The following is a 20,776-nucleotide window of genomic DNA, read 5'->3' on the forward strand; positions in this document are numbered from 1 at the left end:
CGGGTGGCCGGGTTCCTTCGTTCCTCAGGCGCGGCCGGTCAGCTCGTAGCCGGCCTCGTCGACGGCGGCGCGCACCGTCTCGTCGTCGAGCTCGGCCACCGAACCGACGGTGACCAGCCCGTTCTTCACGTCCACCTGCACGGCCTCGACGCCCTCGAGCGCCCCGATCGCCTTGCCGACGGTCTTCTCGCAGTGCCCGCAGGTCATCCCCGACACCGCGAACACGGTGGTGACGGCGGCCGGCGCGGCGATGGTCGCGGTGGTGGAGCAGGTGCCGTCGCTGGAGCAGCAGGACATGGGATCCTCCGTTGAAGTTCTCGATACCCGGAGGGGGTATCCCTCCCGGTGGCAACATTTATACCCCTGGGGGGTATGCCTCGCAAGGGCTTCCCGGCCCGAATTTCAGGGCCTGCCCGGCCCTGTGGGGGGTGTGGGCCGGGTGCAGTTCCCTCCGGTGGCGGGCCGTTCCTCCGGCTGCGAAAAATTTCCGACGCCGTGCCACCCCCGGCCCGCACCGCCCCTGACCTCGCAACTCTCGCTCCACGCAAGCCTCGCGGTGGCCTGCCTCCACGCTTCGAGGCGCTTGACTCATACCCCTGGGGGGTATCTACTCCGTGATGTCGCAAGGCACCGCCAACGCCAAGGGAGTCCGCCATGAACACCGCACTCAAAGTCGCCGTCTTCGCGTCCGGACTCGCCGTCGCGTTCGGCGCCGCCTTCGGAGTCGGCCACGCCGTCGGAGGCACCCCGGCCGCGCCCCGCGCCGCGCACGGCGCCGACGGGAACCACGGCGCCGCCGGTCACGAGGAACACGGCGGCAGCGCCGGCAAGGACGACCATCCGGTCGGCGGTCTGCAGATCTCCGAGGGCGGCTACACCCTGAGCCTCGACCGCCCGGTGGTCCCGGCCGCCGGTCCGACCGAGCTGAGCTTCCGGGTGCTGGCCGCGGACGGGAAGCCGCTCACCGCGTACCGGCCGGCGCACGAGAAGGAGCTCCACCTGATCATCGCCAGCCGCGACCTGACGTCCTTCCAGCACCTGCACCCGGTCCGCGCGGCGGACGGTACCTGGAGCGTCCCGGCGAACATCGCCAAGGCCGGCGACTACCGGGTGTTCGCCGACTTCACCCCGGCCGCGGGGGACGAGGCGCTGACGCTCGGCGCGGACCTGCACGCCGGCGGCGACTACCAGCCGGCCGCCCTCCCGGAGACCGGCCGCTCGGTCACCGTCGACGGCTACACCGTGACCCTCACCGGCGACCTGACGGCCGGCAAGGCGAGCAAGCTCGCCTTCGCGGTGTCGAAGGACGGCCGACCGGTCGCCGACCTCGACCCCTACCTCGCCGCCTACGGCCACCTGGTGGTGCTGCGCGCCGGAGACCTCGGCTACCTGCACGTCCACCCGAACGGCGAGCCCGGCGACGGCGTCACCAAGCCCGGCCCGGAGGTCGACTTCGCGGCCACCGCCCCCACCGCGGGCGACTACCGGCTGTTCCTGGACTTCCAGCACGCCGGCACCGTCCACACCGCCGTCTTCACTCTCACCGCCGGCGCGGACGGCGCCCCCGCCACCACCCCGGCCCCGAGCCCGACCCCCAGCGAGTCGGCCCACCACCACTGATCGGCCGCCCCACTCCCCGCGCGGATTCCAGGCCCGCGCACACCCACGTCGCGCACATACCCCCTCCCGGTATATCTCCAGAGGAGCTCCCGGCCATGTCAGACCTCACCGCACCCCCCGCACCCCGCCGCTGGACGGCGCTCGCCTTAATCGCCCTCGCCCAGTTCATGGTCATCATGGACACCTCGATCATCGGCGTGGCCCTGCCGAAGATGCAGACCGCGCTCGGGTTGTCGCAGGAGAACCTGTCCTGGGTGTTCAACGCCTACGTGATCGCCTTCGGCGGTCTGCTGCTGCTCGGCGGACGCCTGTCCGACCTGCTCGGTGCCAAGCGCGTCTTCGCCGCCGGCTGGATCGTCCTCGCCGCCGGCTCCCTGGTGGCCGGCCTGGCCGGCACCGCCTGGGTCGAACTGGTCGGCCGCGCCGCCCAGGGCGCCGGCTCGGCGCTGATCGCTCCGGCCGCGCTCACCCTGCTGATGACCCTGTTCGGCGGACGTCCCACCGAACTGCCCAAGGCCTTCGCCCTGTACGGCGCGGCCGCCCCGGCCGGCGGCACCGCGGGCGTCTTCCTCGGCGGTCTGATCACCCAGTACGCCAGCTGGGAGTGGGTGTTCTGGATCAACCTCCCGGTGGCGCTGATCGTGCTCGCGATGAGCCCGTCCGTGATGCCCGCCGCCGCGGTCCGCCGCGGTTCGATCGACTGGCTGGGCGCGATCACCGTCACCGCCGGCCTCGCCGTCACCGTGTTCGCCATCGTCCGTGCCCCCGAGGTCGGCTGGGACTCCGCGCAGACCTGGCTGGTGCTGGCCGCCGGTCTCCTGCTGATCGCCGCGTTCGTCGCCGTCCAGTCCCGCCGCAGCGAGCCGCTGATGCGCCTCGGCATCTGGCGCAGCCCGAACCTGGCGGGCGCCAACCTGGCGCAGCTGCTGATGGCGGCGGCCTGGATCCCGATGTGGTTCTTCCTCAACCTCTACCTGCAGCAGGTGCTCGGCCTGAAGGCGTTCGCCTCGGGTGCGGCGCTGCTGCCGATGACCGCCGCGATCATGCTGATGATGATCGTCCTGGCGCCCCGCCTGATCGCCCGCTTCGGCCCGAAGCCGCTGATCGTCACCGGCCTGGCCGCGCTCGCCGCCGGCATGTACTGGCTGTCGCTGGCCCGCCCGGACGGCAGCTTCGCGGTCGACGTCCTGCCGGCCTCGCTGCTCGCCGCCGTCGGCATGGCGCTCGCCTTCATCCCGTCGCTGGGCACCGCGCTCGCCGTCCCGAACCCCGCCGAGGGCGGCCTCGCCTCCGGCATCGTCAACACCTCCTACCAGGTCGGTTCGGCCCTGGGCCTGGCCGCCATGACCGCCGTCGCCGCCGCCAACGGCGCCCGGGAGATCGGCAACCCGGTCGCCCTGACCCACGGCTTCTCCGCCGCCTTCCTCGGCGCCGCCGCCCTGGCTCTGCTCGGCGCCCTGGCTTCGCTCCTGACCCTGCGCACCCCGGCCCCCGCCACCGAGCCCGTGGAGGCCGCCGCCTGATCCACCCCGCCCGCACCGGCTGCCCGGCGCTCCCCGGTGGAGCGCCGGGCAGTGCGTCGTCCTCGGGGCAAAGCGGCCGGGGGCCCCGCGGATCGGCGTAGCCTTCGTGCATGGCAGAGAGCAAGGTCGCGAAGGCCGGGCGGAAGAAGCCCGAGACGCACCTGGGGATGGTGCGCAGGGCCCGGAAGATCAACCGTGAGCTGGCGGAGCTTTACCCGTACGCGCACCCGGAGTTGGACTTCGACGGGCCGTTTCAGCTGCTGGTGGCGACCGTGCTGTCGGCGCAGACCACGGACCTGAGGGTCAATCAGACCACCCCGGCACTGTTCGCCAAGTACCCGACGCCGGAGGATCTCGCGGCGGCCGTCCCCGAGGAGCTGGAGGAGATCGTCCGTCCGACGGGGTTCTTCCGGGCCAAGGCGAAGTCGCTGATCGGCCTGTCGATCGCGCTCCGCGACCGCTACGACGGCGAGGTACCGCGCAAACTGGAGGACCTGATCACCCTCCCCGGAGTCGGCCGCAAGACCGCCAACGTTGTGATCGGGAACGCTTTCGGCGGCAGCGGAATCACCGTCGACACGCACTTCGGACGCCTCGCCCGCCGCTTCGGCTGGACCACCGCCGAGGACCCGGAACAGGTCGAGGCCGAGGTCGGCGCGATCTTCCCGAAGTCCGAGTGGACGATGCTCTCGCACCGCGTGGTGTTCCACGGCCGCCGGGTCTGCCACGCCCGCAAGCCCGCCTGCGGGGCCTGCCCGATCGCGCCGCTCTGCCCGTCGTACGGCATCGGCGAGACCGACCCCGAGCAGGCCCGCAAGCTGCTCAAGTACGAGCTCGCCGGACAGCCCGGCCAGCGTCTGCGCCCCCCGGCCGACTTCCCGGGCGAGGCGGCGGCCCGCGCCGAGGTCGCGGCCGGACACCCGCTGCCCGACACCGCCCCGGCCGCGGTGCGGGCGGCCCGGAAGAACGTGGGAGGCAAGGCATGACGGGGCCCGCAGTGCTTCGGGACGGTCTGCCCGACTGGCTGCTGCCGGTGCGCGACGCCGCCGAGCGGGCGGTGCCGGAGCAGCTGAGCCGGTTCCTGCCGCCCGCCGAGGGAGGCAGGCCGTCGGCGGTGCTGATGCTGTTCGGCGAGGGCCCGACCGGCCCGGACCTGCTGCTGATCGAGCGGGCCCGCAGCCTGCGCTCGCACGCCGGCCAGCCGTCCTTCCCGGGCGGCGCGCTGGACCCGGAGGACGGCGACCCGGCCACCGCCGGTCCGCTGGCGGCGGCGCTCCGCGAGGCCACCGAGGAGACCGGGCTCGACCCGTCCGGCGTGCAGCTGTTCGCCCGGTTGCCCGCGCTGTACATCCCGGTGAGCGGCTTCGTGGTGACGCCGGTGCTCGGCTGGTGGCGGCACGAGTCGCCGGTCGCGGTGGTGGACCCGGCGGAGACCGGCGCGGTGTTCCGGGTGCCGCTGGCGGAGCTGACCGACCCGGCGAACCGGGCCCGGCTGCGCCACCCGTCCGGTACCACCGGCCCGGCGTTCCAGGTGGCCGGCCGGCTGGTGTGGGGCTTCACGGCGGGGGTGATCGACCGGGTGCTGCACTTCAGCGGCCTGGAGCGGCCCTGGGACAGCGGCCGCACCGTCGAACTCTCCGAGGAGGCGGTGGCGCTGTCGCTGCGCCACCGCTCCTGACCGCCGCTCAGCGTTCGACGCGCAGCGGGGCGAGCGTCGAGATCACGCCGTTGGTGCCGGGGTTCTTGTCCTCGTTGTTCCACTCGTCGCTCGCCGAGCTCGCCGCCCACGACGCCGCCCCGAGCACCAGGTAGATCACCAGCAGCGCCTTCGCGGCCCCGGTCAGCACCAGCGGCCGGGTCGCGGAGCGCTGCGGCTCGGAGTTCGGTGGGTCGCCGAACACGCCCTTGGGGTAGGCGGAGGTGAGCATCATCAGGTACGCCTGGAACCGCATCCGGTAGCGCAGCACGGCGGCGGTGGCCTCGAACAGTGCCTGCGGCATCCGGCCCATGATCAGCACGATCAGCCAGTTGATCACGGACAGCGTCCACCAGCCGGCCTGCAGCAGGCCCTGGATGATCGCAGCGGGGATGACCAGCAGCAGCCGGAAGAACACCGCGAGCCGGTTCAGCGGCTCGCCGGGGCGCACCTCGATCCGCACCGGGTGCTCGGGTGCGGCGAAGCGGAACGGCGGGTAGCGGTCGACCAGCAGCAGCATCGAGGCGTAGACCCTGGTGTCGTACGCCAGGTACCCGGAGAGCCACTCGGCGGCGAACCGGGGGAGCCGGCCGGTGAACAGCGCGCCGAACCAGCCGATCACCGTGACCACGAAGGCCACGATCGACAGCAGCCACAGCACGATGAACTGCGGGATCAGCAGCAGCAGACGCAGCAGCACGGTGAGCCGGTTCTGCCGGGCGGACGGCGGGAGGTCCAGGGCCGGTTGGAACTCGGTGCGCTCCACGACGGGCACGTCCCACCTGGGCTGTTCCATGGCACGACTCCCTGGTCCCTCGTCAGCTGTCCGGATGGTCAGACAGTCGCAACCAATCCGGGCGCGTTGCCCGCCGGGCTGACCCGATCGGGCGACCACCGGTGGCCGGTGTCCCCCGCCCGGTGGGACGTGGGAGGGTATCCGGGTGAACGTCCTGGATCTGCTGCTGATCGCCGCCGCACTGGGCTTCGCCGTCTCCGGCTATCGGCAGGGCTTCGTGGTCGGCGTGCTCTCGGTGCTCGGTTTCCTTGGCGGCGGCCTGATCGCCGTCCAGCTGCTCCCGCTCCTGCTGCGCCACCTCTCCCAGGGCACCACCGCCTCGGTGGTGGCGGTCGTCGTGGTGATCGTGCTCGCCGCGATCGGCCAGGCGATCACCACCCACTTCGGCTGGAAGCTGCGCGGACGGATCGGCCGCGGCAAGGTCAAGGCGCTGGACGCGGTCGGCGGCTCGCTGGTGAACGTGATGTCCATGCTGCTGGTGGCCTGGCTGATCGGCTCGGCACTGGCAGGCACCTCACTGCCGACGGTCTCCAAGCAGGTGCGCACCTCCAAGGTGCTCGGCTCGGTGCAGTCGGCGCTGCCGTCCGACGCCCCGAACTGGTTCTCCGACTTCAGCAAGGAACTCGCCCGCAACGGCTTCCCGCAGGTGTTCAACCCGTTCGAGCAGGAGCCGATCACCGAGGTGGAACCGCCCGACCCGGCACTGGCCGGCAGCGCGGGCGTGCAGAAGGCCAAGGGTTCGCTGGTGAAGGTGCTGGGCACCGCCCCCTCCTGCGGCAAGACCCTGGAGGGCTCCGGCTTCGTGTTCGCCCCGCACCGGGTGATGACCAACGCGCACGTGGTCGGCGGCGTCGACGAGCCGACCGTGCAGATCGGCGGCACCGGCCAGCTCTACGACGCCACCGTGGTCCGCTACGACTGGCAGCGCGACATCGCCGTGCTGGACGTCCCCCGGCTGAACGCCCCGCCGCTGACCTTCGCCGGCGAAGCGCGGACCAACGACTCGGCGATCGTCGCGGGCTTCCCCGAGAACGGCGCCTTCAACGTCCAGCCCGCCCGCATCCGCGGTCGCATCCAGGCCAACGGCCCGGACATCTACCACCGCGGCCAGGTGGTCCGCGACGTCTATTCGGTCCGCTCACTGGTCCGCCAGGGCAACAGCGGCGGCCCGCTGCTCACCCCGGACGGCCAGGTGTACGGGGTGGTGTTCGCCAAGTCCCTGGACAGCTCCGACACCGGCTACGTGCTGACCGCCGCCGAGGTGAAGGAGGACGTCACCGAGGGTGCCACCGCCACCGGCAAGGTCGGCACCGAGGGCTGCGCGCTCTGACCGTCCACCCGCCGAGCATTCCCTGACGACCCGTCGGCCCTGCCTGGTAGCGTCGGCGGAGCTCACCCGAACGGCCCAGCCGGGTCGCCCCCGGCGGAGCCCGACGGGAGGTTCGACAGACGTCATGATGGGTCACTCGCACGCGGTCAGCGGCGCGCTGCTGTTCGCGGCCACCGCGCCGTTCGTCCCACCGCTGATGGGCATTCACCTGACGCCGGCCGGCGTGCTGATGGGCACCGTGCTGTGCGCGGGCGCGGCGCTGCTGCCGGACCTCGACCACCACGACGGGACGATCGCCAACTTCCTCGGCCCCATCTCCAAGGCGCTGTGCCGCTTCGTCGCCTGGGCCTCCGGCGGCCACCGGCACGCCACCCACTCGCTGCTGTTCGTCGCCCTGATGGGCGCCGGCAGCTGGGCCGGCATCACCTTCCTGGGCCGGTACTTCACCATCGGCCTGACGTTCTTCCTGCTCGCCATGGCGATCAAGGCGCTGCGCCTGCACCCGCCGGGCCACGGGCATGCGCCGTGGATCATCGTGGTCGGCCTGGCCGCGCTCGGCACCTTCGGCATGCTCACCTGGCTGCCCGACGCCCCGGGCTGGCTGCCGTACGCGGTGGCCCTGGGCACCCTGGCGCACCTGCTCGGCGACTGCCTGACCAAGCAGGGCTCGCCACTGCTGTGGCCGCACAAAGAGCGCTACGAGGTCGTGCTGATCAAGCGCACCGGCAACGACATGGAGACCAAGATCCTGGTCCCGGTGATGTCGGTGGCGACCTTCGGGCTGCTGCTCTGGTCCACCGCGATCTCGCCGAGCGTGCTGGGCTGAAGCACCACCAGGGGAAGCTCCACCAGGGGCGCGGGGAACTGCGCGAAGCGGAAGGCCCCAACCGTAAGATCGCGATGCAGGGCAATGACTTGCACGTGCTCGCGACCTTGCGGACGGGCTTTGCGCCTGTCGCGCAGTTCTCCCCCAGCCCTAGGGGGCTGGGAGGTGCCCCCACGCGCCCCCGGTTTCACGCCCCTCGCGGCCCCGGCCGCTTCGCGGGCTCACCCCTCCCGGCGGAGCCTCGCGCCGACCCAGCGGGCGCGCCGTCCGATGATCTTCGGAATTCCGAGCCGGTACCCCGCGCCGCGTGGCGTCCGTTCGGTCGGCTGGTAGGGCCAGTCCGGCTGCGGAACGTGCTGCTGCGAGTTGCTGCTGCCACGGCGGCCTCGGCGCGGCTGGGCTTCTCGATCGGGCATCCAGGTCATACCGGAGGGATTCCCTGGGGCCGCCCGGAGTAACCGCCCTGGCGGCATGCGACTGGCTTATGCGCTTGTCATATGAACGCCGTCAAGTCTGCTTCGGCGTACGGGCGTTGGCGTCGGAGGGTCAGCCGTCCTTGTGCTGCCGGACCCACCCGATCAGCTCCGACGTGAACTCCTCCGGCACCTCCTCGTGCGGGAAGTGCCCCACCCCCGGAAGCAGTCGCCACCGGTACGGCGCGGAGACGAACTCGCCCGCCCCCAGCGCGGTGCGCGACAGCAGCACCGGGTCGGCGGCACCCTGCACGTGCAGCACCGGCGCGCTGATCTGCTTCTTCATCCGGCGCGCGAACTGGATGCCGTCCGGCCGGGCCATCGAGCGCATCAGCCAGCGGTACGGCTCGATCGAGCAGTGCGCGGTGCTGGGCACCTGGATCGCCTGGCGGTAGGACGTCACCGCCTCCTCGGGCAGCGTGTTCGGCCCGGTCCAGGCCCGCAGGTAGTCGCCGACCAGCGCCCCGTCGTCCGCGACCAGCCGGCGCTCCGGGATCCACGGCCGCTGGAAGCCCAGCACGTGTTCGAACGCGGCGATCTGCCGGCGGTCGGTGAGCAGCGCCCGCCGCAGGTGCCGCGGGTGCGCGGCCGACACCACCGTCAGACTGCGGATCACCGAGGGGCGCATCACCGCGGCCACCCAGGCCAGCGTGCCGCCGGTGCCGTGGCCCACCAGGTGCGCCTGCCGCTCGCCGAGCGAACGGATCACGCCGGTGACGTCCAGCGCCAGGTTGCCGGGGTCGTAGCCGCGCGGCGTGCGGTCCGAACCGCCCATCCCGCGCAGGTCCAGCGCCACCGCCCGGAAGCCCGCCTCGGCGAGCGCCGTCAGCTGGTGCCGCCACGCCCACCAGTACTCGGGCCAGCCGTGCACCAGCAGCACCAGCGGGCCCTCGCCGAGTTCGGCGATGTGGAAACGCGCGCCGTTCGCGGCCAGATCGCGGTGCGTCCACGGCCCGGCCGAGCGGACGCTCCACGGCTCCCCGGCACCCGGCCGGACGGGAACGGAGGCGGGCTCATCCACGGGCTTCTGGTCCAACGACATACCCGCAGCCTGTCATACCCGCGCCCTCCGTACCTGCCCGGCACTCACACCCGGGCGTAAACCGTTACCGGCCGTCGGTCACTGGATCCGGCCCAGCGCCCGGTCGATCTCTTCCTTGGTGGCCGGCCTCGGCCGGGCGTTCTTCAGCACCTGCGCGGTGGCCTGCGCACCGGCGATGGTGCGCTCCGGCTTCCGGACCTTCTTGAAGTACCGGATCATCATGAACGCCAGCAGCAGCGCGATCAGCACGTACGCACCGCCGACGATGGCGAACGACCAGCCGGTGGTGATGCCCAGCGCCTGCAGGCCCCAGGCGAAGGCGAACGAGAACATCGGGATCGATGCCAGCGCCACCACGCCGGCCACCACCCCGGCCGCGGTGCCGATGCCGCCGCGCACCACGTCCGCCTTGATCTCGGCCTTGGCCAGCGCGATCTCGTCGTGCACCAGGCTGGAGAGCTCGGCGGAGGCGGCGGCGAACAGCTCGCCGACGGTGCGCTCGCCCTCGTGCGGGATGCGGCCGTTGCCGTTCGGGTTGGTGGCTCCTGCGGCCATCGGCGGTCTCCACTTCGCGGGCTTGGTGCGGCGCGCTGAGGGTGCGTCACGCACGGGTGTCAGCTCAGCATCATGCCCCTACCGGTGAGTCGGGCACCACTCCGGGTCCCCGGCGGACGGCGTGTCACCCCCGCTGTTGGTACACATCGGGGATGCCGTCGCCGTCCGAATCGCGCTCCTCGTCCTCGCACAGCTGCCGGTAGTACCGGTTGCGGCGCTTGAGTAGCAGGGTGCCGACCACCGCGCAGGTCAGCGAGCCGACCAGGACGGCCTCCTTGCACAGCTCGGCCAGGTGCGGGTCGCCGACGAACGCCAGGTCGCTGATCAGCAGCGACACCGTGAAACCGATGCCCGCCACGGTGGCCAGCGCGAACATGTCGGACCAGGTCAGCTGCGGGTTCAGGGTGGCCCTGGTGTAGCGGGCGGCCAGCCAGGTGCCGCCGAAGATGCCCACCGACTTGCCGATCAGCAGGCCGATCAGGATGCCCAGCGGCGCGGCCTCGGTGAACACCTCGCCCAGCGCCTTCGCGGACACCGGCACCCCCGCCGCGAACAGCGCGAACATCGGCACCGCGAACCCCGCCGACAGCGGACGCACCAGGTGCTCGACGTGCTCGCCGGGGGAGTGCTCCTCGCCCTCCTCGCGGTGGCAGCGCAGGATCAGGCCCATCGCCACACCGGCCACCGTCGCGTGGACGCCGCTCTCGTGCATCAGCGCCCAGATCACCACGCCCAGCGGCACCATCACCCACCAGCGGCCCAGCCCGCGCCGGTGCAGGAACCAGAACAGCACCAGGCCCACGAACGCCGCGCCCAGCGCCCAGAAGGTGATCCCGGTCGAGTAGAAGACCGCGATGATCAGGATCGCGATCAGGTCGTCCACCACCGCCAGGGTCAGCAGGAACGCCCGCAGCGCGGACGGCAGGTGGCTGCCCACCACGGCCAGCACGCCCAGCGCGAACGCGATGTCAGTGGCGGTCGGGATCGCCCAGCCCGCCGGATGGCCGTTCCCGACCACGTTCACCACCGTGTACAGCACCGCCGGCAGCGCCACACCGCACACCGCCGCCACCACCGGCAGCAGCGCCGCGCTCGGCGTGCGCAGCTCCCCGGCCACGAACTCGCGTTTCAGCTCGATGCCCGCGACGAAGAAGAAGATCGTCAGCAGTCCGTCCTGCACCCAGGCCTCCAGCGGGAGGTCCAGGTGCAGCGGCGCGGACGGGCCGAAGGTCAGCCCGCGGACCGTCTCGTAAGCGTGCGGCCAGACGTTCGCCCAGATCAGCGCGACCAGGGCGGCGCCCAGCAGCAGTACCCCGCCGACCGTCTCGGTGCGCAGCGCGTCGGCGAGGAAGCGGCGTTCGGGCAGCGGGAGCAGACCGAGGAACTGGCGGCGCTCGTTGGACGGGCTGGCCACGGGGGGACCTCCTGAGGCGGGCGGCATGCGGACACACGGGTGGTGCAGTGCCGACCAGACTTCCCGGCGCGCCTCAGAACCTTGATGGTTCCTTGACATCCTAACGGGGTGCGGCAAGAGGTATGTCGTTCTGTCTCACTTTATGAGTGTTTGGGTGCCCGGGAACGACAACGGGCCGGGCCCGCTCCGAGGTCTCACGGAGCGGGCCCGGCCCGTTGTCTGACGGTTAATCAGTCCTCGGTGCCGCCCGGCAGCTGGGACTGGATCAGGTTCATCACCGTGGAGTCGGCCAGCGTGGTGGTGTCGCCCACCTCGCGGCCCTCGGCGATGTCGCGCAGCAGGCGGCGCATGATCTTGCCGGAGCGGGTCTTCGGCAGCTCGGAGACCACCTTGATCTGCTTCGGCTTGGCGATCGGGCCGAGCGTCTTGCCCACGTGGTTGCGCAGCTCCGCGATCAGGTCGGGGCTGTCGGTGGCGCTGCCGCGCAGGATCACGAACGCCACGATCGCCTGGCCGGTGGTGGCGTCGCTCGCGCCGACCACCGCGGACTCGGCCACCGCCGGGTGCCCGACCAGCGCCGACTCGACCTCGGTGGTCGAGATGTTGTGACCGGACACCAGCATCACGTCGTCCACCCGGCCGAGCAGCCAGATGTCGCCGTCCTCGTCCTTCTTCGCACCGTCACCGGCGAAGTAGCGACCTTCGAAGCGCGACCAGTAGGTGTCGATGTAGCGCTGGTCGTCGCCCCAGATGGTGCGCAGCATGGACGGCCACGGCTCGGTCAGCACCAGGTAGCCGCCGGAGCCGTTCGGCACCTCGCGGGCCTCGTCGTCCACCACGGTGGCGGCGATGCCCGGCAGGGCGCGCTGGGCCGAGCCCGGCTTGGTCTCGGTGACGCCCGGCAGCGGGCTGATCATCATTGCGCCGGTCTCGGTCTGCCACCAGGTGTCGACGATCGGGGTCTTGCCCGCGCCGATGTGCTCCCGGTACCAGACCCATGCCTCCGGGTTGATCGGCTCGCCGACCGAACCCAGCACCCGCAGGCTCGACAGGTCGTAGCGGGCCGGGATGTCGTCGCCCCACTTCATGAAGGTGCGGATCGCGGTGGGCGCCGTGTAGAGGACGGTGACGCCGTACTTCTGCACGATCTCCCAGAACCGGCCCTGGTGCGGGGTGTCCGGGGTGCCCTCGTAGATCACCTGGGTGGCGCCGTTGGCGAGCGGGCCGTACGCGATGTACGAGTGGCCGGTGACCCAGCCGATGTCGGCGGTGCACCAGTAGACGTCGGTCTCCGGCTTCAGGTCGAACACCGCGTGGTGGGTGTAGCTCGCCTGGGTCAGGTAGCCGCCGGAGGTGTGCAGGATGCCCTTGGGCTTACCGGTGGTGCCCGAGGTGTAGAGGATGAACAGCGGCTGCTCGGCGTCGTGCGCCTCCGGGGTGTGCTCCGCGGACTGGCTGTCGACCAGCTCGTGCCACCAGACGTCGCGGCCCTCGGTCCAGGCCACCTCCTCGCCGGTGCGGCGCACGACCAGGACCTTCTCCACGCCGTCGACCTTGGTCAGCGCCTCGTCGATGGCCGGCTTCAGCGCGGACGGCTTGCCGCGGCGGTAGCCGCCGTCGGCGGTGATCACCACCTTGGCGTCGGCGTCCTGGATGCGGGAGGCGACCGCGTCGGCCGAGAAACCGCCGAAGACCACCGAGTGGGCGGCGCCGATGCGGGCGCAGGCAAGCATCGAGACCACCGCCTCGGGGATCATCGGCAGGTAGACGGCGACCCGGTCGCCCTTGGCCACGCCCAGCTCCAGCAGCGCGTTGGCGGCCTTGGAGACCTCGTCCTTCAGCTGCGCGTAGGTGATGGCCCGGCTGTCGCCCGGCTCACCCTCGAAGTGGATCGCGACCCGGTCGCCGTTGCCGGCCTCGACGTGGCGGTCGACGCAGTTGTACGCCACGTTGAGCTTGCCGTCCGCGAACCACTTGGCGAACGGCGGGTTCGACCAGTCCAGGGTCTCGGTGGGCTCGACCGCCCAGCTCAGCCGGCGGGCCTGCTCGGCCCAGAAAGCCAGCCGGTCCTCGGAGGCCTGGGCGTAGGCGTCGGCGGTGACGTTGGCGGAGGCGGCGAGCTCCGCGGGCGGGGCGAAGCGCCGCTCCTCCTTGAGCAGGTTGGCCAGGCTCTCGTTGCTCAACGCGCACTCCTCATCGAGTCTCAAATACCGGGAACCCCGTGCGGAGGATGGTCCCGTGTGTCCCAGCGCACAGCTCACCAGGCCAAGAGCCGTGTTGACAAGAGGCTCCGGAAAATTGGTGTAGACCTTTGATCGACAGGAGGCTGCGCCCCGGGTGGATGCCTCCGATGCCGCTCGGCCGGTCGTACCCGACGCCTTCCCGCCCCCAGGGGCGATCAATCCCGCACAGCACCTTGACGACCCCCGGCCCCGGTACTCCACTGTCAGTACGCAACCCATCACCGTACGCGACAGTGGCGGGGGTTCTGCATGACCGACACCTCACCCCGGCCGGGCGACTTCGCGGTCGTCCGCATGGACGGCCGCACCGGCCGCCTGATCCGGATCGGACAATTCCTCAACGGCGACGGCTTCTCCGACTACGAACACGCCTTCGTCTTCGTTGGCGACGGCCACGTGGTTGAGGCCCAGCCGGGCGGAGCGGCACTCGATCCGCTCGGCGACTACGACGGACACCCCGTGCTCTGGTCCACCGGCCGCATACCGCTCACCGACGACCAGCGCACCGCCATCACCACCGCTGCCCGCTCCTACCTCGGCACCCCCTACTCCTTCACCGACTACCTCGCCCTCGCCGCCGCCCGCCTGCACCTCCCCGCAGGCCCGCCGCTGCGCAAGTACGTCGCCTCCACCAAGCACATGATCTGCTCGCAACTCGTCGACCAGTGCTACCAGGACGCCGGCGTCCACCTGTTCGACGACCATCGCTGGCCCGGCTACGTCACCCCCGCGGACCTGGCCAACCTGCTCAACCACCGAACCGGCGGTTGACGCGCAATCAGGGGCGCTGGAGTTGTCTCCACGCGCCCCTGTCTTCTTCTTCTTCTTCTTCTTCGCGACCGGCAGTTGGCGGTCTGCGCCCAGCGGCTGCTCTTGCGGTTGCCGTTCGCGGACTGCGGCCGGCGTCGGGTCTCCGGCGGCCGGTGGCCGGTGGCCGACGGCCGACGGCTGCCCGGTCGCGCTGTCGGCTACGCGGCCAGTTCCGGTTTCGGCGTCTGCCCGGCTGGGTGCTCGGCCTCCGCGTGCACCGGCGCGAAGCGGCCCGACCGACTGTCCATCACATAGGCCTGGGCGGTGGCGAAGTCGAAGTACATCCCGACCAGGCGCAGCGACCCGTCCGACACCCGGCGTTCGACGGCCGGATTGGCCATCAACTGGTCAAGCTGCTGCACCACATTGGTGATGCACAGCTGCTCGGCCACATCCGCCGCCGCGCGGCCCTCGAACTCCGCTGGGGCCCGCCGCAGTCGGGCCAGTGACCCGCGTCCGTTGCGCAGCCACCGGGCCAGCGCGGTGGGCGGCCCCGTCTGCTCCGTCACCCCGTCCAGCAGGGCCTTCATCGCGCCGCAGCCGGAGTGCCCGCAGACCGTGATCGAGGCGACCTCCAGCACCTCCACCGCGTACTGGACGGCAGCGGCCACCGAATCGTCTGCCGCGCCCGGTTCGTACGGGGCGGGCACCAGGTTGCCGACATTGCGGACGGTGAAGAGATCGCCCGGGCCGGAGCTGGTGATCATGCTGGTGACCATCCGGGAATCCGCGCAGGTGAGGAAGAGCTGCGAGGGGGTCTGGCCGTCGCGGGCCAGCCGGGCCAGTTCCTGGCGGACCAGCGGGGCGGTGTGCTGCTGGAAGCCGCGCACGCCGTGCAGCAGCCGGACGTGCGGATCGTCCTCGTCCGGCTCGATGCAGTGGTGGCCGACCCAGGGCGTCCAGGCACTGCAGCGGTGCCCGCCCGGGGCGTCGTCGACCAGGACGGTGCCGTCCGGGTCGAGCACCTCCTGTGCCTGGCGGTCGGTCAGCATCGAGACCTGGGCGCCCGTGGCCTGATGGTCGGCGCGCCAGGCGTGCAACGCCTCGAACGCGGCGTGGTCGAGGAAGGAGCCGTCGTGCCGGACCGTCACCCGGGCGCCGGCCGGGATCCGGGCGAACGCCCGGCTCAGCCTGGGCACCGCCACGAACGTCAGCGGACCGTGGGTGCGGACGGTGCAGGAGCCGTCCGGTTCGGCGATCACCTCGACGTGCGCCCGCGTCAGCCGGTAGAGGGCGAGCAGCACGGCGACCGAGCCGCCGAGGACCACCCCGAGCGGGACGCCGAGCAGCACCACGCCGAGCACGGTGGCCAGGTAGACCGGGAACTCGCGGTGCCGGTGCACCCGGCGGATGTGCGCGAAGCTCACCATCTGCACACCGACCACCAGCACCAGCGCGGCGAGTGCGGCCAGCGGGATCCGGCGCAGCCCGGCGGTCAGCGCCAGCGCGGCGACCAGCACCCAGCAGCCGTGCAGCACCGCCGACATCCGGGTGGCCGCCCCCGCCTGCACATTGGCGGTGGAGCGCACTGCGCCGCCGGCCACCGGGAGGCCACCGAGCAGCCCGGAGAGCAGGTTGGACACACCCTGGGCGCGCAGTTCGCGATTCAGGTCGCCGGCCCGGCGGGTCATCCGGTCGACGGCGACGGAGGACAGCAGGGACTCGACACCGGCCACCACGGCGACCGTGAGCACCAGACCGAGCAGGGCCGCCCAGTGGCCGGCCGGCATGCCCGGTGAGGGGGGCAAGAAGAACTGGTGGTGCTCCCAGACCGGGAGTTCGACCCGGGCCAGGCGCAGTTCGGCGATGAGCGACAGCGTGGTGGCGGCGGCGACCGCGACCAGGGCGGCGGGCAGCCGGGCCAGCCGGGTGCCGAACCGGCCGATCGGGCCGGGCAGCCGGCCGAGCCTCGGCCAGCCGAAGAGCACGGCGAGTGCGAGCAGGCCGACCACCAGCGCGGGTGGGTGCGGGCCGGCCAGTTCGCCGGGGAGCGAGCGCAGGTCGGCGAGGGCCGAACTCTGCGGCGAACCACCGAGGATGACGTGCAGTTGGGCAATCGCGATGGTGAGGCCCACTCCGGCCAGCAGTCCGTGCACCACGGCGGGGGAGACCGCGAGCGCGGCGCGGGCCACCCGCAGCGAGCCGAGCAGCAGCTGCAGCAGGCCGGCGGCGACCGTCACCAGGCAGGCGGTCTGCCAGCCGTACTGGGCGATCACCCCGGCGGTGACCACGGTGAGCGCGGCGGAGGGCCCGCTGACCTGCAAGTGGGTCCCGCCGAGCAGGCCGGCCACCAATCCGCCCACGGCGGCCGCGACCAGGCCGGCCGTCAGCGGCGCGCCGGTGGCCAGCGCGATGCCGAGCGAGAACGGCACCGCGATCAGGAACACCGCGAGCGAGGCCGGCAGGTCGTGCGCCAGCAGCGCGCGCACCCGCTGCCCGGCGGAGGTGCCCCCAGCCGAGGCGGCGGGGGTGCCCGGCGGGGCGTGGTCGGTGGTGTCGGAGGCGATGGGGGCGCTGGAAATGTCGAGGGTCATGTCTCTTCCCGTCTTCTTCCGGGGGAACGAACGCAGTCAGGTCCGGCGGTGAGGTCTCGGTCGGATCGGCTGTCGTGGGTCGCAGCGGGTGTGGCGGGGCGGCCTGACGGTGGGTGGCCGCGCGGAGTCCGGGGTGCGCGGCGACGGCCAGTGGCGACCCGGGTTCAAGACTTGGTAAACCGAGAGTAATGAGACCTTTGCACAGCGTGCGCGTTCGGTGGAAGCGCAAAAAGGGCTTTTCACCACATCGTGTGGTACTCGAACCAAGCGGGAATTCGTCGCAAACGCCGAGGGGCCGGCCCGTCCAGCAGGACGAGCCGGCCCCTCGGGCGGGCGGTTCAGACCCCGGCGGTCCGGGCCTGTTCGGCGCCCAGCACGTAGTCCGGGTCCACCTGGGTGGCCAGGTCCGCGCCGATCTTGGCGTTGCCCCAGCTCTCCGCGTTGCGCAGGTGGAAGCGGACCGCCTGGGCGCTGTAGCGGCCGCGGTCGCGCAGTTGGTGGGCGGCGTCCGCGGCGGTCCGCAGCCGGCCCAGCACCTCGCGGTTGGCCGGTTCCAGCTCGCGCAGCGGCGGCTCGTCCCCGCGCTCCAGCCGCCGCACCCAGTCGGAGTGCCCGAACGAGGCGTACAGGTCGTCACCGACCTCGCGGCGCAGGAACTCGAGGTCGTCCGCGCTCTGCACCTTGTTGCCGATCACCCGCAGGTGGACGTCGAAGTCCTGGGCGTACTCCTTGTACTGGCGATACACCGAGACGCCCTTGCGGGTCGGTTCGGCGACCAGGAAGGTCAGGTCGAAGCGGGTGAACAGGCCGGAGGCGAACGAGTCGGAGCCGGCCGTCATGTCGGTGACCAGGTACTCGTCCGGGCCGTCCAGCAGGTGGTTGAGCAGCAGTTCCACGGCGCCGACCTTGGAGTGGTAGCAGGCCACCCCGAGGTCCTCCTCGGTGAACGCGCCGGTCGCCAGCAGTCGCACCGAGCCCTCGTCCAGGGCGACCGGCCGGGCGCAGGCCGCGTACACCGGGTTCTCCTCGACGATCCGCAGCAGCCGGGAGCCGGGGCCGGGCGGAGTGGTCTTGATCATTTCCTCGGCGGAGCGGATCAGCGGGTTGGCGCCGCGCAGGTACTCCTTGATCTCCGGCAGGTGCGCGCCGAGCGAGGGCAGCGAAGCCGCCTGGGCATCCGTCAGGCCGAGGGCCGGGCCCAGATGCTGGTTGATGTCCGCATCGACGGCGACCACCGGACAGCCGGCGGCGGCCAGGTGGCGAATGAACAGTGCGGACAGGGTGGTCTTGCCGCTGCCGCCCTTGCCGACGAAGGCGATCTTCATCTGAGTCTCCGGCTCTTTGGCTCTGTAGTGCTGTAGCTCTGTGTGCCACGGGCTGCCGCGGGGTGCGATGGCACTGCCGCCGCGGCAGGACGCTTGTTGGAAATCGTTATCGTCACCGATTGCGGCTCATGCTAGCGGTGGTTTGGGGTGTCGCACATGGGGGAAAGGCGGATTGCCACGAAAGGGTGACCCGGGGGTTGCTGCCCGACGGCCCGGACGATTCATTACTCTCGGGTAGGTGACCACAGGAACAGACCCGCTCGCCCCGCTGGCCCAGCTGGCCGGGGTCCCCGAGGCCGTCGCCGAGGTGCGCAAGAACGTCGACCGCCTCTACGGACACCGCGTGATGCGGCGCCGGGCCGGCGAGGTGACGTCCGAGTCCGCACTGCGCGGCGCCCGCGCCTCCGCCGCCTTGGAGGGCGCCGACTGGCCGCTGGAGGAGGTCCGCCGCCGCACCGACTTCGGCGCCGACCCCGAGGCCCGGACGATCGGCGCGGCCCTGCGCCTCTCCGCCGAGGCCGGCCAGCTGCTCAGTGTCTGGCGCACTTCCCCGCTCCAGGTGCTGGCCCGCCTCCACCTGCTCGCCGTCGGCGAGGCCGACCCGTCCGCCGGCCGCCCGCGCCGGGCCGGTGAGAACCCCGCACCGCTGTTCCCACGCGAAATCGCCGCCACCGAAGGCGCCGCGCCCGACGGGCCGGTCGGCGAACTCCCGCCGCCGCCCCCGGCCGACGAGGCGGCCGCCCGCCTCGACCAGCTCGCCGGACTGCTGGCCGCCCGCGCCGATCGCCCCACCGGCGGCGCGCCCGCCCTGGTGGTCGCCGCCGTCGTGCACGGCGAACTGCTCGCGCTGCGCCCGTTCGGCAGCTACAACGGCCTGGTCGCCCGGGCCGCCCAGCGGATCGTGCTGACCGCCGAGGGCCTCGACCCGAAGGCGATCTGCCCCGCCGAGGTCGGCCTCGCCGAACTCGGCACCGCCGCCTACCGGCAGGCCCTGCTCGGCTACCTGGAGGGCACCCCCGAGGGCATGGCCCGCTGGCTCACCCACTGCGCCGCCGGGCTCGGTCTCGGCGTCCGCGAGAGCACCGCGGTGTGCGAGGCGATGCAGCGCGGGATGGTCTGACCTTCCGACCGTCCAAGCGGTGGCGGGGCTGAACGGGAAGCCCCGGCAACGCAGTTGCGGCGACGTCCGAGACTTCCGGGCGTCGCCGCTGGTACGGAGACCGGGTTACCAGTGCATGCACCGTGCAATGCCCATCAGGCGGGGTCCTGTTGCCCTTCGCCTGGTGCGGCGGCCCGACAGCGGGTCGGCTGCATGTGGGTGCCCAGTTGTCCGTACACGGGTCCGTGGGGCCTGAACTGCGTTGTCGGAACGACCCCTTTGGGGTCCTGACCGGGTCTCGCGGGCCTAACCCATTTCTACCGCAGATCAGACAAAAGGGGAACCCGAAAAGGGATGCTTTGACGGGTTCCCGTGCGGTTTGTCCGATATGGCGAACCGTCGCCCGACGCAAGGTCGTTCCACCCCGCGTCGGGTCGCTCCACTTCGCGCGGGACCGATCCGCCCGGCGCGGCCTCAGGCCACCGGGCGACGGCGCCGCGCGCTGTACCAGAGCACTCCGGCCGTCAGCGCCGCCGCGCCGACCGCCACGGCGGCCAGCACCGAACGGCTGGGCGCGTGGAACTCTGGCAGCCTGCGCGTCAGTTCGACCGGCCGGCTGAACACCAGCACCGGCCACTCGCGGGCCACCGCCTCCTTGCGCAGCGCCCGGTCCGGGTTCACCGCGGCCGGGTGGCCGACCGTCTCCAGCATCGGCAGATCGGTCGAGGAGTCGCTGTACGCATAGCAGTTGGCGAGGTCGTAGCCCTCCCGCTCGGCCAGCTCGCGGATCGCGGCGGCCTTGTTCTCGGCGTACGCGTAGTACTCGATCTCGCCGGTGTAGCGGCCGTCCTCGACGTGCAGGCGGGTGGCGATCACGTGGTCGGCGCCCAGCAGTTGGCCGATCGGCTCGACCACCTCGGAGCCGGAGCTGCTGACGATCACCACGTCCCGGCCGGCCGCGTGGTGCTGCTCGATCAGCGACGCGGCCTCGTCGTAGATGATCGGGTCGATCATGCCGTGCAGGGTCTCCGCGACGATCTCCCGCACCTGCTGGACGTTCCAGCCCCGGGTGAGCGCCGACAGGTAGGCCCGCATCTTCTCCATCTGGTCGTGGTCCGCGCCACCGACCAGGAAGACGAACTGGGCGTAGGCGCTCTTCACCACCGAACGACGGTTGATCAGGCCGCCCTGGTAGAACGGCCGACTGAAGGCGAGGGCACTGGACTTGGCGATGATCGTCTTGTCGAGGTCGAAGAAGGCGGCTGTCCGCGGCACGCCGTATCCGGGTCGGACGGGCGCTGTGGTGTCCGTCACGGGCTCGGTGGAGTCCGGTGCGTCGGAGTCGGCACCGCGGTCGGCGAAGTCGGCGTTCTCGGTGGTGTCCACGGGAACCGAGGATAGAGGGATCGGCAAAACAGGCGGCCATTCGGTGGACCCGCGGGCATGCGGGTTTGTGTTTCTGGGCGGTCGGGTACACCATGGAAGTCACG

Annotated in this window: 17 protein-coding genes; 8 read left to right on the forward strand and 9 right to left on the reverse strand. The window is 71.8% G+C overall.

Going from position 1 to position 20,776, the window contains the following annotated elements; all coding sequences use genetic code 11:
• Positions 1 to 24: 24 nt before the first annotated feature.
• The gene (locus ACGFWJ_RS15265) at positions 25 to 297 is read right to left on the reverse strand and encodes a heavy-metal-associated domain-containing protein (protein ID WP_392949347.1); all 273 of its coding nucleotides are present in this window, start codon (positions 295 to 297) and stop codon (positions 25 to 27) included.
• A 357-nt stretch (positions 298 to 654) separates the two neighbouring features.
• Between ACGFWJ_RS15265 and ACGFWJ_RS15270 the strand changes: the two genes are divergently transcribed.
• The 4 genes from ACGFWJ_RS15270 (at position 655) to ACGFWJ_RS15285 (ending at position 4,821) form a co-directional block, all read left to right on the forward strand.
• The gene (locus tag ACGFWJ_RS15270; RefSeq protein ID WP_392949349.1) at positions 655 to 1,620 is read left to right on the forward strand and encodes a hypothetical protein; all 966 of its coding nucleotides are present in this window, start codon (positions 655 to 657) and stop codon (positions 1,618 to 1,620) included.
• A gap of 95 nt (positions 1,621 to 1,715) precedes the next feature.
• On the forward strand, positions 1,716 to 3,143 hold the full coding sequence (locus tag ACGFWJ_RS15275; RefSeq protein ID WP_392949352.1) for an MFS transporter: 1,428 nt from the start codon (positions 1,716 to 1,718) through the stop codon (positions 3,141 to 3,143).
• 110 nt (positions 3,144 to 3,253) lie between these two features.
• A complete protein-coding gene (gene nth, locus ACGFWJ_RS15280; RefSeq protein WP_392949355.1) occupies positions 3,254 to 4,129 on the forward strand; it encodes an endonuclease III in 876 nt (291 codons plus the stop codon).
• On the forward strand, positions 4,126 to 4,821 hold the full coding sequence (locus ACGFWJ_RS15285) for an NUDIX hydrolase (protein ID WP_387860787.1): 696 nt from the start codon (positions 4,126 to 4,128) through the stop codon (positions 4,819 to 4,821). The genes nth and ACGFWJ_RS15285 overlap by 4 nt, the downstream gene beginning before the upstream one ends.
• Positions 4,822 to 4,828: 7 nt before the next feature.
• Here ACGFWJ_RS15285 and ACGFWJ_RS15290 read toward each other — a convergent pair whose 3' ends face one another.
• Positions 4,829 to 5,635 carry a DUF4389 domain-containing protein gene (locus tag ACGFWJ_RS15290; RefSeq protein WP_387639092.1) on the reverse strand — a complete coding sequence of 269 codons (807 nt, stop codon included), beginning with the start codon at positions 5,633 to 5,635 and terminating at the stop codon, positions 4,829 to 4,831.
• 145 nt (positions 5,636 to 5,780) lie between these two features.
• Here ACGFWJ_RS15290 and ACGFWJ_RS15295 point away from each other — a divergent pair, with 145 nt between their 5' ends.
• Complete coding sequence (locus ACGFWJ_RS15295) at positions 5,781 to 6,965, forward strand: MarP family serine protease (RefSeq protein WP_387639090.1); 1,185 nt, start codon at positions 5,781 to 5,783, stop codon at positions 6,963 to 6,965.
• Positions 6,966 to 7,089: 124 nt separating this feature from the next.
• Complete coding sequence (locus ACGFWJ_RS15300; RefSeq protein ID WP_387639088.1) at positions 7,090 to 7,791, forward strand: metal-dependent hydrolase; 702 nt, start codon at positions 7,090 to 7,092, stop codon at positions 7,789 to 7,791.
• Positions 7,792 to 8,337: 546 nt separating this feature from the next.
• Here ACGFWJ_RS15300 and ACGFWJ_RS15305 read toward each other — a convergent pair.
• The 4 genes from ACGFWJ_RS15305 to acs form a co-directional block, all read right to left on the reverse strand.
• A complete protein-coding gene (locus tag ACGFWJ_RS15305) occupies positions 8,338 to 9,285 on the reverse strand; it encodes an alpha/beta fold hydrolase (RefSeq protein WP_392949462.1) in 948 nt (315 codons plus the stop codon).
• A gap of 99 nt (positions 9,286 to 9,384) precedes the next feature.
• Complete coding sequence (locus ACGFWJ_RS15310) at positions 9,385 to 9,861, reverse strand: phage holin family protein (protein WP_380471970.1); 477 nt, start codon at positions 9,859 to 9,861, stop codon at positions 9,385 to 9,387.
• Between the two features lie 124 nt (positions 9,862 to 9,985).
• Complete coding sequence (gene nhaA, locus ACGFWJ_RS15315) at positions 9,986 to 11,275, reverse strand: Na+/H+ antiporter NhaA (RefSeq protein ID WP_392949359.1); 1,290 nt, start codon at positions 11,273 to 11,275, stop codon at positions 9,986 to 9,988.
• Between the two features lie 230 nt (positions 11,276 to 11,505).
• Complete coding sequence (acs, locus tag ACGFWJ_RS15320) at positions 11,506 to 13,458, reverse strand: acetate--CoA ligase (RefSeq protein WP_392949361.1); 1,953 nt, start codon at positions 13,456 to 13,458, stop codon at positions 11,506 to 11,508.
• A 309-nt stretch (positions 13,459 to 13,767) separates the two neighbouring features.
• Here acs and ACGFWJ_RS15325 point away from each other — a divergent pair, with 309 nt between their 5' ends.
• Positions 13,768 to 14,289, forward strand: a complete 522-nt coding sequence (locus ACGFWJ_RS15325) for a hypothetical protein (protein WP_392949364.1) — start codon at positions 13,768 to 13,770, stop codon at positions 14,287 to 14,289.
• A 197-nt stretch (positions 14,290 to 14,486) separates the two neighbouring features.
• Here the strand turns inward: ACGFWJ_RS15325 and ACGFWJ_RS15330 are convergent, their stop codons facing one another.
• Positions 14,487 to 16,862 (reverse strand): SulP family inorganic anion transporter, encoded by a 2,376-nt coding sequence (locus ACGFWJ_RS15330; RefSeq protein ID WP_392949366.1) that lies wholly within the window; start codon positions 16,860 to 16,862, stop codon positions 14,487 to 14,489.
• A gap of 338 nt (positions 16,863 to 17,200) precedes the next feature.
• Positions 17,201 to 18,187, reverse strand: a complete 987-nt coding sequence (locus ACGFWJ_RS15335) for an ATP-binding protein (protein ID WP_387639075.1) — start codon at positions 18,185 to 18,187, stop codon at positions 17,201 to 17,203.
• Positions 18,188 to 18,425: 238 nt separating this feature from the next.
• Between ACGFWJ_RS15335 and ACGFWJ_RS15340 the strand changes: the two genes are divergently transcribed.
• The gene (locus ACGFWJ_RS15340) at positions 18,426 to 19,307 is read left to right on the forward strand and encodes an oxidoreductase (RefSeq protein ID WP_392949369.1); all 882 of its coding nucleotides are present in this window, start codon (positions 18,426 to 18,428) and stop codon (positions 19,305 to 19,307) included.
• Between the two features lie 453 nt (positions 19,308 to 19,760).
• On the opposite strand, the gene ACGFWJ_RS15345 is transcribed toward ACGFWJ_RS15340, so the two are convergent.
• The gene (locus ACGFWJ_RS15345; RefSeq protein WP_387861109.1) at positions 19,761 to 20,600 is read right to left on the reverse strand and encodes an HAD family hydrolase; all 840 of its coding nucleotides are present in this window, start codon (positions 20,598 to 20,600) and stop codon (positions 19,761 to 19,763) included.
• Between the last annotated feature and the right edge of the window lie 176 nt (positions 20,601 to 20,776).

This window comes from Kitasatospora sp. NPDC048407, from assembly GCF_043200475.1.
Taxonomy (GTDB): Bacteria; Actinomycetota; Actinomycetes; order Streptomycetales; family Streptomycetaceae; genus Kitasatospora.